Annotated in this window: 15 protein-coding genes; 10 read left to right on the top strand and 5 right to left on the bottom strand. The window is 56.4% G+C overall.

Translation table 11 applies throughout. The features are described 5' to 3' along the window. The 9 genes from grxD to ACN0VD_RS05820 all read left to right on the top strand — a co-directional run bounded on the left by grxD (window position 1) and on the right by ACN0VD_RS05820 (window position 8,611). Complete coding sequence (grxD, locus tag ACN0VD_RS05860; protein ID WP_417592581.1) at window positions 1-333, top strand: Grx4 family monothiol glutaredoxin; 333 nt, start codon at window positions 1-3, stop codon at window positions 331-333. 422 nt (window positions 334-755) lie between these two features. Further along, window positions 756-1,124 (top strand): BlaI/MecI/CopY family transcriptional regulator, encoded by a 369-nt coding sequence (locus ACN0VD_RS05855; RefSeq protein WP_417592579.1) that lies wholly within the window; start codon window positions 756-758, stop codon window positions 1,122-1,124. Further along, window positions 1,121-3,049 carry a M56 family metallopeptidase gene (locus ACN0VD_RS05850; protein ID WP_417592577.1) on the top strand — a complete coding sequence of 643 codons (1,929 nt, stop codon included), beginning with the start codon at window positions 1,121-1,123 and terminating at the stop codon, window positions 3,047-3,049. The genes ACN0VD_RS05855 and ACN0VD_RS05850 overlap by 4 nt, the downstream gene beginning before the upstream one ends. Window positions 3,050-3,149: 100 nt before the next feature. Beyond that, window positions 3,150-4,025 (top strand): MBL fold metallo-hydrolase, encoded by an 876-nt coding sequence (locus tag ACN0VD_RS05845; protein WP_417592575.1) that lies wholly within the window; start codon window positions 3,150-3,152, stop codon window positions 4,023-4,025. Beyond that, window positions 4,022-4,738: a DUF4230 domain-containing protein gene (locus tag ACN0VD_RS05840; RefSeq protein ID WP_417592573.1), complete on the top strand. Its 717-nt coding sequence runs from the start codon at window positions 4,022-4,024 to the stop codon at window positions 4,736-4,738. The genes ACN0VD_RS05845 and ACN0VD_RS05840 overlap by 4 nt, the downstream gene beginning before the upstream one ends. Then, window positions 4,735-5,814: a Kelch repeat-containing protein gene (locus ACN0VD_RS05835; protein ID WP_417592572.1), complete on the top strand. Its 1,080-nt coding sequence runs from the start codon at window positions 4,735-4,737 to the stop codon at window positions 5,812-5,814. Before ACN0VD_RS05840 ends, ACN0VD_RS05835 begins: the two co-directional genes overlap by 4 nt. A gap of 130 nt (window positions 5,815-5,944) precedes the next feature. Then, window positions 5,945-6,958, top strand: a complete 1,014-nt coding sequence (nadA, locus tag ACN0VD_RS05830; protein ID WP_417592570.1) for a quinolinate synthase NadA — start codon at window positions 5,945-5,947, stop codon at window positions 6,956-6,958. 5 nt (window positions 6,959-6,963) lie between these two features. Continuing rightward, a complete protein-coding gene (gene nadC / locus ACN0VD_RS05825) occupies window positions 6,964-7,824 on the top strand; it encodes a carboxylating nicotinate-nucleotide diphosphorylase (RefSeq protein ID WP_417592746.1) in 861 nt (286 codons plus the stop codon). A 91-nt stretch (window positions 7,825-7,915) separates the two neighbouring features. Then, window positions 7,916-8,611, top strand: coding sequence for a ribonuclease T2 family protein (locus ACN0VD_RS05820; RefSeq protein WP_417592568.1), 696 nt, complete (start codon window positions 7,916-7,918; stop codon window positions 8,609-8,611). Here ACN0VD_RS05820 and ACN0VD_RS05815 read toward each other — a convergent pair. Next, on the bottom strand, window positions 8,589-8,894 hold the full coding sequence (locus ACN0VD_RS05815; protein ID WP_417592566.1) for a winged helix-turn-helix transcriptional regulator: 306 nt from the start codon (window positions 8,892-8,894) through the stop codon (window positions 8,589-8,591). The two genes, ACN0VD_RS05820 and ACN0VD_RS05815, sit on opposite strands and share 23 nt — an antisense overlap. Window positions 8,895-8,967: 73 nt before the next feature. On the opposite strand from ACN0VD_RS05815, the gene ACN0VD_RS05810 reads away from it, so the two are divergent. Beyond that, window positions 8,968-9,516, top strand: a complete 549-nt coding sequence (locus ACN0VD_RS05810; protein ID WP_417592564.1) for a carboxymuconolactone decarboxylase family protein — start codon at window positions 8,968-8,970, stop codon at window positions 9,514-9,516. On the opposite strand, the gene ACN0VD_RS05805 is transcribed toward ACN0VD_RS05810, so the two are convergent. The 4 genes from ACN0VD_RS05805 to ACN0VD_RS05790 form a co-directional block, all read right to left on the bottom strand. Beyond that, window positions 9,513-9,935, bottom strand: coding sequence for a DUF4112 domain-containing protein (locus tag ACN0VD_RS05805; protein WP_417592562.1), 423 nt, complete (start codon window positions 9,933-9,935; stop codon window positions 9,513-9,515). The two genes, ACN0VD_RS05810 and ACN0VD_RS05805, sit on opposite strands and share 4 nt — an antisense overlap. Window positions 9,936-9,960: 25 nt before the next feature. Continuing rightward, window positions 9,961-11,463 carry an ABC transporter substrate-binding protein gene (locus ACN0VD_RS05800; RefSeq protein ID WP_417592744.1) on the bottom strand — a complete coding sequence of 501 codons (1,503 nt, stop codon included), beginning with the start codon at window positions 11,461-11,463 and terminating at the stop codon, window positions 9,961-9,963. Next, entirely contained in the window at window positions 11,463-13,004 is a 1,542-nt protein-coding gene (locus tag ACN0VD_RS05795; RefSeq protein WP_417592560.1) for a peptide ABC transporter substrate-binding protein, read from the bottom strand. Before ACN0VD_RS05795 ends, ACN0VD_RS05800 begins: the two co-directional genes overlap by 1 nt. A gap of 61 nt (window positions 13,005-13,065) precedes the next feature. Continuing rightward, a complete protein-coding gene (locus ACN0VD_RS05790; protein ID WP_417592558.1) occupies window positions 13,066-13,539 on the bottom strand; it encodes a TspO/MBR family protein in 474 nt (157 codons plus the stop codon). Between the last annotated feature and the right edge of the window lie 251 nt (window positions 13,540-13,790).

Genomic DNA, 13,790 nt, shown 5'->3' with positions numbered 1-13,790 from the left:
ATGAGCGATGTAAACGCGAAAATCGAATCCGTGGTCAAAAACAATGACGTGGTGCTTTTCATGAAGGGCACACCGCTGTTCCCGCAATGCGGATTTTCAAGCCGCGCTATTGCGATTCTCGAACATCTTGGCGTCGCTTTTGAATCGTTTGACGTGTTGCAGGATATGGAAGTCCGCCAGGGCATCAAGGAATATTCCGACTGGCCGACCATTCCACAGCTATATGTCAAAGGCGAATTTGTCGGCGGCAGTGATATCATGATGGAAATGTACGAGGCCGGCGAGCTCGGCGAACTGATGGCCGAGAAAAAGGTCGCACCAGCCCAAAGCTGACAGCCTTTTCGTCAAATCCATAGGGATCGAAATAAAAAACGGCCGGTCTAGGAGGACCGAGCCGTTTTTATTTTGGGTAACGTTTGTAGAAACTTTGTAATGAGAGGGGACAGCGGAGACCAGTACGCCGTCCCCCTCATTCGTGCCTCCTGAAAGGAGGTCTGGGGGTAAAAGTCATGTACACCCGATATATTGCATCCCTCGTGCCAGCTTTATAAAAACTATATATATTAATGGGTTAGATGGTTCTTGCTCCGTTAATATTTGTAGATTTGTAAGATAATCCGACAAGGGACGGCTTTTCGACAAACGGCTGCTCTCCATCCACCAACGACATCGCTGGTCCATTCGGTTGTTTACATTTCCGAGTAATGAAACTACATGTGTAGTCACTGATGAAGTTTGAGGGAGGCCGAATCATCATGACTGAACGCATTAGCGATGCTGAACATGCCGTGATGGAAGTCCTTTGGAAACGCGCTCCAATGACCGCTACAGAAGTGGCAGATCAGGTCGTTCAACATAAAGACTGGTCGCTTCAGACGGTCAAGACCCTGTTATCCCGGCTGGCCGCGAAAGCGGTCGTCGGCACCGAGCGCGATGGTCGTCGTTTTCTATATTCTCCGCTGGTGGAACGGGATGATTATCTCACCGGCGTGTCACGGAATTTTGTGGATCGGCTTTTCGGGGGGAAAGTCACGCCATTGGTAGCCCATCTGGCCGAGGCCGATGAACTGAGTGCCGATGACATCCGCGAAATTGAGGAACTTTTGAGGGAGTTGAAAAAATGAGCGGCGAATGGAATCAATGGGTTTGGGATACCATGCTATCGATGACGCTGTTGATGCTGCTGGTATTGATGGTCCGCAAACCGGTCAGTCATTTTTTTGGTGCGCACATTGCCTATCTGCTGTGGATTTTGCCTTTGGCGCGCCTGTTCATGCCGACGTTGACGCTCGAAGCACCCGCTGAAACTGCTCCCGCAACGACAGTGATGCCGCTGACCGCGGGTTCGGACTTCGTCGCTGCAGTGCCAGCCCAATCAACCGTATGGGGCGAACTAGCCGCGCTCGACTGGACGATGATCTCAATCATTTTGTGGCTTGGTGGAGCCGGTCTGTTGTTTATCAGCAAGCTTGCCTCCTATTTGCAGTTCCGGGAAGATATTGTTGCCGATGGCCAGTTAATCGGTCGTCATGGCAATATCAAAATTCTCGAAACAGCGGCGGTCGGGGGTCCGTTGGCTTTCGGATTGCTTGAAAAATATATCGCCGTGCCGACCAATTTCTTCCGTGACTATGCGCCGCGTGAGCGGGAATTGGCGCTCGAACATGAAATTGCCCATCACGAATCGGGTGATTTGGCGGCCAATTTCGTCGGGCTGATGATCCTGTCTCTCCACTGGTTCAATCCGGTCGCCTGGTTTGCCTGGATCGCGTTCCGACAGGACCAGGAAACGGCCTGTGATGCTCGGGTCCTTGCCAAAAGCGGTCGCGACGTTCGCGCGGTTTATGGGCGGACCATCGCAAAATCGGCATCGGGTCACCGGCTCGGTCTTGCCAGTCCGTTGAATCAGAAAGACAAGATCAAGGGCCGTCTGAAAATGTTGGGGCAATCGGAAAAATCGGCTCTCCGTCGTCGATTGGGCGCCGCTCTGGTTGCTGTCGGCACGGTAACCAGCTTGCCGCTCACTGCGACCGTGACCTATGCAGAGGCGGTTGACGCCACCGACGTCCCGACACCGCAAGAGCCGCTCGTGCCGGTGGCTCCTTCTGCAGTTACGGCGCCGCTGTCACCCGTTGCGCCGATCGCACCATTGGCTCCAGCCGCCACTGCTGACGATGACAATATAATCAATATCACCATGCTGAACGGACGCAAAGATACTGATCTGTCGAAAGATCATGTGCACAAGATCAAGCATAATGGCCGGACGATAATCCTGCGGACGAACAAGAAACTGAGCGACAAAGAAGTGCGTCAAATGGTTGCCGAAGCCGAAAAATCGCGTCTCGCCGCGGACAAGGCGCTGCGTGAAAGCGCGTTGGAGCAGGAACATTTGGGATCGACCATGCGCGAGATTGAACGGGAATTTGTCCTTGCCCAACAGGAAGCGCAGCGGGAAGCGGATGAAGCGGTTCGCGAAGCACTGCAAGAAGTCCGTGAAGCCAAGCGTGAGGCACTAATGGAGGCAAGAGAGGCCCAGCGCGAGGCGAGGCAGGCCCAGCGCGAAGCACAGCAGGAAGCGGATGAAGCCAAGCGTGAGGCATTGATGGAGGCCAGAGAGGCTCAGCGCGAAGCGAGGCAGGCGCAACGCGAAGCAGTCGCCCCGGTCGCGCGTATATCCTCGATATTCTATACCGTTCAAAAATCCATATCCAGTGCCACTTTAAACGCCACATCCAACTCTGGCCGCGCTATATCCAGCGCTCGAGGTAGCAAGACCAAGGGCCCGGACTGCATCGCGATGAACAAGCAAATCGCCATGAGCGGTGCAAACGGCCTTGCTGAACAAGCCTGGGCTGTGGTCGCCGGCTGCGGCGGTTTCGAGGTCAAGGTCGACAAGGTGGCGATACTCGATGCAGCATTGAAAGGGCTGGAAAAAGAACGGGCTAACACCGTAAAATGTAAGGATAGCAAGGTGGATCGCGCCAGGAAAATCAAGGAGATCGATCACAGTATCGCCAAAGTGCAGGCCCAGCTCTCCATGACATAAGCCGGGGAAACCGTTTGTAACGGGGCATGAGGGCGGTTCGTTAGGCGGACTGCCCTTTTTTCATGGTTGTTTTATGGGTGGGATATGCCACATCAGTCTGATGGACCTTGACCCCTCGAATTTTCCCACCGGTCTGTGCGAACAGATGGAACCACTTGTCGCCCGCGTGTTGGCGGGCAATCCCAGCCCTTATACCTATACCGGGACGCAAACCTATATTGTTGGCAATAGGTCGGACCGGGCGATCATCGATCCGGGACCTGCGATTGATGGCCATATCGATGCGATTATAGCAGCGGTGGGCGATGCCAAAATCAGCGCGATCATGTGCACCCATACCCATCGTGATCACAGCCCTGCCGCTGCACCGCTGTCCGCGCGCACCGGCGCACCGATCATTGGCTGTGCGCCGCTGGTCCTCGAAGATGACGGACCGCGCGCTGACGAGAGCTTTGACAAGGAATATCAGCCAGACCAGGTGCTCGGCGATGGCGAGACCATATACGGTGATGGCTGGACCATCGAAGCGGTGGCGACGCCCGGACACACGTCCAATCATCTATGTCTGGCGGTTCGGGAATCAGGGGCCCTGTTTACCGGCGATCATGTCATGGCCTGGTCGACCAGTGTGATTGTTCCGCCCGACGGCGATATGGCGGACTATATGGCAAGCCTTCAAAAACTCTACGAGCGCACGGAGGACAAGGTCTACTATCCCGCTCATGGCAAGAAAGTGATCAACCCGCGCCAGCTGGTCCGGGGCATGATGGGGCACCGCAAACAACGTGAACGGCAGATATTGAAAAACCTCGAACAGGGTGAGGCGGCGATCCCCGATCTGGTCCAAGAGATGTACAAGGGGCTGGATCCACGGCTCAAAGGGGCCGCCGGACAATCAGTGCGCGCCCATCTGATCGATCTCCAGAATCGGGGGATTGTCAAGCAATCCGGTGAAGTCTGGACCTTGGCGGGATGAGCAGCCCGTCTTCCCGGCGTCTGTGGGTTCCATTTGCCGCCAGCGGCATAATATTGCTTCTGCTTGTTGCACTTGCGTGGCTGCTTTTTGCGCGGGTTGAAAACAGCATCAGCCCGGACCCGGTATCGATTGCCAATGCCAGCTTGACCAATTTGCAGGAACAGAACCGACTGACGGTCTTCTCGGCGAGCTATAATGCCACGGTCACCACCACGCTGAACAAACTCGGTCTGTCGGCGCGCAAGACCCTGATCATGCCCGGCACGGTGCGCTATGAGCTCGATCTTGCCAAGCTCGATGCGGAGGATGTCCGCTGGGATGCCCGTGATGATACGCTCTATGTCGAGATGCCAGCGATCGAAATCGCCCGACCGGAGGTGCATATCGAGCAGATTCAGACCTATGATGATGGCGGCATATTGATGGCCCTGACCGATGCGGAAAATGTTCTGGATCAGGTCAATCGTAAAAAGGGTGTCGAGGAACTGGCGAAGCAGGCCCAAAATCCGGTGCAGATACGGCTGGCACGGGAATCAGCGCGCCGGGCCGTGCGCCACAATTTTGCAGTTCCGCTGCAGGCCGCTGGTGTGGAGGCGAAAATTGATGCTTTTTTCCCGTATGAACGCAGCCGTTATAAGGAGCGTTGGGACTATTCTCGGCCGATCAGGGAGGTGTTGGCAGAGCAGCAGAAGAAGCGGGGAGAGACAGAATGAAGCTGAATAAAACTAGTATATTGGTCATGCTGATGACCGGAATGGCTTTGGCAGGCTGTGAACAGCGCGCGCAAAAGGAACCGGTATCCCAGATTGCGGCTTTTGCCCTTCCTGAGCCGATCTCCAATAATGCGGTGGCTGTGGCCGATGGTCCTGATGGTCCGACCCTGTACAGTTTCAATGGTCTGAAGGCGGGCAAGAGCTGGAAAGATACCAGTAACGCAGCTTATGCCTGCGTGATTGCCACGCAATCATGCAAGGCCATCAGCCCGGTTCCGGTTTCGGAAGGCCGTTTGGCCAGCGCGGCGGTGAATGTGGCGGGCAAGATATATATTTTCGGTGGCTATAGCGTCGCCGCAAATGGCGATGAGATTTCCACGCCGGAAGTATTCGCCTTCGATCCCGCAACCGGACGCTATGAGCAAAAGGCCGATATGCCGACACCGGTCGATGATATGCTGGCGGTGCCATATCAGGATCGCTTCATCTATCTGATCTCCGGCTGGCATGACGAAGGCAATGTCAGCACTGTGCAGATGTTTGACACCCAGACCGGCGCGTGGACCGAAGCAACTGCCTTTCCCGGGACGCCTGTCTTCGGTCATAGCGGTGGAATTGCGGGCGATAGTATCATCCTTACCGATGGCGTTGCGTCGATATTCGCCGATGGAAAACGCAAATTTGTTGCGGCAAAGCTGACCTGGCGCGGCGATATTGATCCCGAAAATCCGACGCAGATTACCTGGCGCGGGGTCGATGCCCATGCCGGTTCAGCGAAATACCGGATGGCGTCGATTGGCGATGAGACCAGCCAGCGGATCATTTTTGCGGGCGGCGGTGACAATCCCTATAATTATGACGGCATTGGCTATGACGGGGTTCCGGCCAAGCCGTCGGGTGGTTTTTTCGCTTATGATCTGAGATCCGACAAATGGATCGAGCTGGGGCGGCTGGCGGAACCGGGCATGGATCATCGGGGCCTCGCGAAGGCGGGTCAGGACTATTATATTTTGGGCGGCATGGATGCGGAGCAGAAAGTGACCGACCGAATTGTCAAATTCCGTATCAGCAATTGATTTCCTTTGGACGACGACTTGTCCTAAACTACCCGGGAATCAGAAACTCCGTTCGCCCTAGCCTGACAAGGGCGGCAAGAGCAAATTTTGACAAGCTCAACATGAACGGAACAGGAAATAGGAATGAATAATGGACGCACGTGATGGAATTGGTGGCAGCTTGGCCGGAGTGGATATTGTTGAGGAAATCAACAAGCTGCGCAAGGAACGCAATGCGATCATCCTTGCCCATTATTACCAGAAGCCGGAAATTCAGGATATTGCCGATTTTGTCGGCGACAGTCTCGAACTTTCGAAAATGGCGGCGGAAACCGATGCCGATGTCATCGCCTTCTGCGGTGTGAAATTCATGGCCGAAACGGCTAAGATTCTGTCGCCGGAGAAGATCGTCGTGCTGCCAGATATGGATGCCGGCTGCAGCCTCGAAGACAGTTGTCCGCCTGACAAGTTCAAGGCGTTCCGCGACGAACATCCCGATCATATCGCGCTGACCTACATCAACTGCTCGGCCGAGGTGAAGGCGCTGAGCGACATCATCGTCACCAGTTCGTCAGCCGAACATATTCTCTCGCAGATCCCGCTCGACCAGAAGATCATCTTTGGCCCGGACAAGCATCTTGGCGGCTATATCGCCAAGAAAACCGGTCGCGACATGCTGCTCTGGCCCGGCGTCTGCATCGTCCACGAAGCGTTCAGCGAGACCGAGTTGCTCAAGCTGCAGACGCAGCATCCCGGTGCACCGGTCGCCGCCCATCCTGAATGCCCCGCCTATATTCTCGATCACGCGGACATGGTCGGCTCGACCAGCGCGATCCTGAAATATGCCAAGGCATTTGAAGGCGACACGATCATCATCGCCACCGAACCGCATATCATCCACCAGATGGAAAAGGCGGTGCCGGAAAAGAATTTCATCGGGGCCCCTGGCGCGGACGGCAACTGCAATTGCAATATCTGCCCCTATATGGCCCTCAACACGATGGAGAAGCTTTACGTCGCTCTGCGTGATCTGGAGCCGCGCATCGAGATGGACGAGGAGTTGCGCTTGCAGGCCCGCAAGTCGATCGACAAGATGATGGAAATGGCCAGCGCGACGGTCGGGCAGGGGGACCTGGGGCCGACTGATCTGGCGCATGAGGGGTGAGTGACTTGACCTTTACCCTAGACCGCTTCGACCTTACTGCTTTTGTGCAATCCACCCTCGCCGAAGATCTCGGCGGGCCGCTTGGTGATGGGGGGAAGGATGTGACCTCCGAGGCGGTTATTCCCGCCGATGCTATGTTCTCCGGCGTGATGGACAGCCGCGTTGATGCGGTGATTGCCGGACTGCCGATTGCGGAAGCGTTTTTCCGCTATCTCGACCCGGATGTTGAGATTGAAATTCTCGTCGCCGAAGGCCAGGCGGTCGTGGCTGGCACCGATATCATGCGGATCAGGGGCAAGGGCCGGGCGATGCTGACCGCGGAGCGCAGCGCGCTTAACACGGTGCAGCATCTGACCGGCATATCGACCATGACCAATGATTATGTCCGGCGGATCGAGGGGACTGGCTGTATATTGCTCGATACCCGCAAGACGATACCGGGCCTGCGGGTGCTAGAGAAATATGCGACGCGGATGGGCGGGGCGCAGAACCATCGCATGGGTCTGTGGGATGCAGCCATGATCAAGGACAATCATGTTGCGGTTGCCGGATCGGTTGGTGAAGCGGTCCGGCGCGCCAGGGAAGCGGGCGTCGAAAAAATCATCTGCGAAGTCGATCGTATCGACCAGATCGAACCGGCGCTGGCGGCGGGAGCCACCGATTTGCTGCTCGATAATATGGAACCGGCGACCCTGCGCGGTGCAGTAACGCTGATCGGTGGCCGCGTACCGGTAGAGGCGAGCGGCGGCGTGACGTTGGAGACGATCCGCGAAAAGGCGGAGACCGGGGTGGACTATATTTCGGTGGGAAGGTTGACGCAATCGGCCCCGGCTGCGGATATAGGTTTGGATTTTGAACAGGTTTAGCAACCGTCGTCCCAGTGAAGGCCGGGATCCAGGCCAGTCGTCTGAGCTACGTGAAACTCGGGTCAGGCCCCAGCCTTCGCTGGGGCGACAAGTGGCTTTATTCTTATTACTGGCTCTGGCAGCAACACCCGCCCAAGCCCAATCCTACCAATGCCGCCCGCCATCGGGCCTCAGCGCGCCCGCCGAACGCAAGCCGACCTCGGAACCGCGCCGCATCAAGCCCGTCACCAGCTATACGCTGGCGCTTAGCTGGTCGCCCGAATATTGCCGCACCCGCAAGGATAGCCGCCGCGACAAGACGCAGTGCAGCGGCGAGGACGGCAGCTTCGGGTTCATTCTCCACGGCCTGTGGCCCGACACAAATGGTCCCGCCTATCCGCAATATTGCGCGCCAACAAAGGCGTTGCCGCCAGCGGTGATAAAACGCAATTTCTGCATGATGCCGACCACCAAGATGATGGCGCATGAATGGGCGAAGCACGGAACCTGCATGACCAAGCGTCCGGAAACCTATTTTCGTGTGTCGCGGATCATGTTCGATGCTGTGCGTTTTCCGGACATGGACCGGCTCTCGCGCAAACCGCTGACGGCGGGGCAGTTTCGCAATGCCTTTGCTGCGGCGAACGAGGGGCTTCAGCCCGATATGATCAGGTTGAAGGTGAATGCGCGTGGCTGGTTGCAGGAGGTGAAGCTCTGTCTCGGCAAGAGTTTTCGTCCGCAGCGTTGTCCGGCCTATATGCGGTCGGTCTCGTCGGATGTGCCGGTCAAGATCTGGCGCGGGGGCTGATTTCCTTATTTGCCCAATCGGTCAGACTGATCATGACTTTGGCCAGCTCCAGACCTTTGGCAGTCAACTGATATCCGTCAGATTGGTGCTCGATAATTCCCAGGGCTTTCAAATCCCGAAGCCGGGCGTTGAGCGTTGTCGGCGACAGCATGTCGCAGGATTCTTGCAAAGCGCGGAACGTAAACGGCCCGTTTCTCAACTCCCACATGATCCGTAAAGTCCATCTTTTTCCCAGTGAATCCAGCAGGATCATGACGGGGCGGTTACTTTTCTTATTGCTCAAGGCCGATGCTTTCTTGACGCTACATAAACAGTAGCATAGTAATGCTACAGAAATTATAGCAAGGATTCGAAATATGAGCAATATCCTGACCCCTCTCATGCCGCCATATACACCGGAACTGGCTGCGGTAATGGAGCGATATCCCCATCAGGACGGCTATTTGCTGAACTTGTTTCGGGTGTTTGCGAACAGCGCTCGCTTCGCCAAAAAAGCGGTGCCCAATCTGTTGGACAAGGGCAGTCCCTTGTCTCTCCGCGAGCGCGAGATTGTTATTCTGCGGACGACCGCCAATAATGACTGCGAGTATGAATGGGGCGTCCATGTTGCCATATTCGCTTCGGCTGCCGGATTTACAGAAGAGCAGATTGTTGCAACAAAAAATGCCGAATGTGATGATTCGCTGTGGGATGGAAAGGAAAAAGCCCTGTTGGCATCAATCGATGATTTGTGTCGCTCGGGAACCATGGCACAAGAAAATCTCGCATCGTTTCAGCGGCTCTGGTCCAAAGAAGAGCAGCTGGAAATAATGGCGCTATGCGGAACTTACCACACGATCAGCTTTGCCGCTAACAGCGCACGGATCGGGCTGGAAGATTTCGCGGCCCGCTTTCCGGTTGCCTAGCCTTCAATCGTCCGTGTGCCGGGATGATGCTTGTCGAGATGCTTGCGGATGATCTTCAGATTCTTTGTGTTCGAGCGCCAGAAAAAGTCGAACACGTCGCCAGCAAAGGGGATCGCGCCGAGGGCGGTATCGATACCGACATTGGCCGCCATGCGGGTCAGTTGCAGCTTGGACATGCCCAGATTGCGGGCTTCCCAGACGATATAGGCGCCCATCAGCGCGGTGGCGATATCACCCACGACTGGAATCAGCCCGATGATGGAATCCATCCCGATCGGCCGATTGACGCCCGGAATCACAAAGGCCCGCTCCAGCACTTTTTCCATCGCCTCGACGCGAGTGCGCACAGATTGCGGATCGCGGCTGACGTCGGGCAATTGTTCGGCTAGACGTTTTAACTGTTCTTCGGAAATGGCCATGGGACCTCCCTGTTTTACGCACCTACTACAGTTGTGATATAGGTATGCCCACCAGCGTATTCAATGGATGCCAGCCGCGTGCATTGACTGCAAAGCCGCGCTGACCGGTTCTCGCTATCGACCAGCGGATGGGAACGGCGATCGGAATGAAATTATAATGTTCGACCAGGATTTTCTCCACCTCGGCATAAAGCCTGGCCTTGATCTGCAAATTGGTCGCTGCGTCGGCTTCGCTAATTCTTGCATCGGCGTCGTTCAGGCAGACCCGGGTTTTTGCACAGGTGAACTGCTTGAGAAACCATTGCGCGCTATCATAGGGTGCGATCTCGTCAAGCAACTCCACATCGGCGTCCGCGTTGATACCCACTTTTTTCGCGTCCAGTCCCACTCTTCTCATATCAGCCTGGATGCGCTTGAACAGGATATCCGCACCGGCCGCGTCGGGCAGTGCAATGGTCAGCGGGGTGATCGCTCCTTCCGAAGCCTTCCATCGTGCGATATGGTTTCTGGCGAAGGCGACCCGCTCCTGCATGGTCATGCTGGCCCAGTCGGGATAGGTGTTAATCCCCTCGACATCGAGCGCTTCGGGGATCATCTTCAGCCGACTCTGCCAGGCACTGACGCCCGGAAAAGAGGTTAGCAGCGCAGGCCGATTGATAGCCATCGCCAGAATTTCGCGATTGCCGGGAACCGCCCAGAATCCATCGGCGCGGATGAAACGCAACCCGAACAGACCGGCGACCGGGTCGAGACGCAGGTCCCCGCTGCTGATGCTTGCCGCATCGACCAGCGGCAGGTGATGATATTTGCCATTCAGAACCACTTGTACGCCGCCGGCCCGATAGCGGGCGATGGCGGCAGCGGCCTGCTCGGCGCGCAAGGATACCCAGCGGTCATCATCATCATCATCATCTTCTTCTTCGTCTTTTTCCTTCTGGGAAGGTTCGTCAAAGCGACTAAGCTTGATGTCATCGCCTTCGCTGAGCAAACGCATGGGGCCAGCGCCATGGCCGGCACGGAACAGGCCCATTTCCGGTTGAGCAAGCAATTGCAGGAAATTGGGATGTGGTGAATCCAGTCTGATCTCGATCACCCGCCCGGTCATCGACACCACTTCGTCGACTACCGAGACGTCATCTTGCAATCGGCTTTTGCGAAGTTCGGAAAAACGTTCGCGCAGCAAGCGTGCGACCCGCTCGGCGGTAATCTGCCGACCATCATCCCATTTCGCGTCAAACAGGCGGAAAATATAGCTGAGGCCATCGTCGGAAACGATCCAGCGGGCGGCAAGCGCGGGCACTACTCGACCTTCTTCATCCAGTCCGACCAAGCCTTTGGCGATTGCCGCGCGCATCGTCGCCGAGGCAAAGTTCAGCCGGATCCCAATGGGATTTATCTTGGTTGAGCCATCCTCAATCACAGTGACTCGCACCTGGTCTTCGTCTTCGGCAAAACTGCAGGCCGCCAGCAATGTCATTGCCAGCGCTGCTGCGACAGTTTTGAGTCGGAATGCCGAACGGGGAATCATCACGGCTTTATACGCAGAGTCCGGCTGGGATGCACATTGGAAATATTATCTTCCCATCCTGCAATGCGCTTGGCCACCAGACTGCGGGTGACGTAGAAATAGAGTGGCAGAATCGGCATGTCCTCGATCAACAGCGCTTCCGCGCTGCGCATCAATATTTGACGCCGCGACGGATCCGGTTCGGCAATTGCCCGCGCCAATATCCGGTCATAGTCCGGATTATCATAGCCGGAATAATTACCATCGCCATTCGCCGGCTGATGAACAAGCAGGAAATTTTCCGGCGTCGGGAGGTCGGCGATCCAGCCCGAACGCGACAATGCGAATTCATGCCGCCGCAGCGCAGCGAAATGCAGCGCGGCTTCGCTGTTGAACAGGCTTGCCTCGACCGCCAGCGGTTTCCACATCGCCGCCATCGCGACAGCCACTCTGCGATGTTCCGCTGAACTGTTGAAGCGGATTTCAAACCGCAGCGGGTTCTTTGGCCCATAGCCGGCCTTGCTCAGCAACGCGCGGGCCTTGCGCAAACGTTTCTCTCGCGGCCAGTCTGCCCAATCGGGCCTGGCAGATCCCGGTCCGGCCAGACCGGGTGGCAATAATCCCCAGGCGGGGATATTGCCGATACCGATCACCTTGCCGGCGATCCACTCGCGTTCGACAGCCATCGACAATGCGGCCCTGATCCGGCGGTCGTCAAAGGGCGGAACCCGGGTGTTGAAGGCAAAATAATAGCTGCCAAGATAAGGCACGCTATGGGCAGCGGCGGGATGGTTTTCCTGCAGCCACTGATGCCGACTTGCCGGATAATCCGCGGCAATATCCGCGCCATTGGACAGAAACAGGCGCATGGCGGAAAGACTGTCATCCATCGGTTTCCAGATGACGGTTGCGATCGCTGCGGCTTCCTCGTGCCATTCGGGATTGCGCGTCAGCCGGGCGTGGTCATTCAGCTTCCACTCGGCCAAGCGATACGGGCCGCTTGTGACCATCGGTCGTTCCGAAGTCCATCTGTTCCCGACCTTGTCGATCCGATGGAGCGGAATGGCCGCCATCGCCGGATGCGCCAACAGGGCCGGCAGATACGGGTCAGGAGCGGCGAGGGTTACGCTCACGCTATTGCCGTCGAGGGCCTTGATTGCCACGATATTACCGAACAGGACCTTTGTAGCCGCGGCCGTTTCCGGCGCGCGCAGGCGCTGCAATAAGGCGGGAAACAGCGTCGCATCAAAAGCGGTGCCATCGGAAAATTGCAGATTTTTTCGCACAGCAAAGGTCCATGTCAGTCCGTCCGGAGAGACTTTCCAGTCTTCAGCGAGACCCGGCTCCGGTTCTCCTCTGGCCCCCAGACGGGTCAACCCCTCGAACTGGTCGGCTGCCACGCGAAGCGATGACAGGTCAGAGACTTTTTGCGGGTCGAGTCCCTTGATCTCCGAATCGGACAACCGGACAATCTGTTCCGGCCCAGGCGCGGTGTCGACCGCGGGATGGCTGGCGCAGGATATCAGCAACAGCAATGGAAAGAGAAGGGCGAGACATCGCATGTCGCTTGTCTAGATGCTTTTGCTGTGGTGACAAAGCGGAACCCTTTTGATTCTCCCGCGGTCAGCCAAATGGCGCGTTCAACTGCACGATTTTCGCATTGAGCAGCGCCGCAAATGTGACCCAGAGGAAATAGGGCAGGACTATCAACCCCGCCAGCGGAGCTAGGCTCCAGGTCATGGCCAGCATTGCGGTAACCGATAACCACAGAAACACGACCTCGATCAGGGCCCAGTCTGGTCGCTGATATTTGAAGAACAGGGGGGACCAGAGCAGATGGAACAGAAAATTGGCCCCGTAGATGGCAATCAGGATCGCTTGTTCCGACTGGCCACTGGTTTGATCCCACGACAAAATCGCCCCCCAGGCAGCGAGCCCGAGAATGATCATCCATATTGGTCCGAAGAGCCAGTCTGGTGGTTGCCATGCGGGTTTTTTGAGCTCGCGATACCAGGGGCCGATATCGGTGAGCAAGCCGCTGGCACCCGCGAGAATGATAGCCCAGAGAATGGCTGCGATGATGATCGGGCTGAGCATGGGTTGGCTCCGATGATATTATTAGTGGGATAACCGGTCGCTATGGTCTGGATATCTTGCTCAATTATGAGGTTCGGGCAAGGGGCTCGTCTTAAACTGGTGCGGACGGCGGGACTCGAACCCGCACACCCATTTCGGATAGCAGATTTTAAGTCTAGTCCTGCAACATTCTTGGCAATTCCCGAACTATCCCCGACTCATTAGGAATAGAGGGAAAAGCGGCCAATCGGGCAAAAGGAACATTCCCGAAA

It is taken from the genome of Parasphingorhabdus sp., from assembly GCF_048267785.1.
Classification (GTDB): Bacteria; Pseudomonadota; Alphaproteobacteria; order Sphingomonadales; family Sphingomonadaceae; genus Parasphingorhabdus.
The sequence above is the reverse complement of the archived record's forward strand: the minus strand, read 5'-3'. Positions and strand labels throughout refer to the sequence as shown.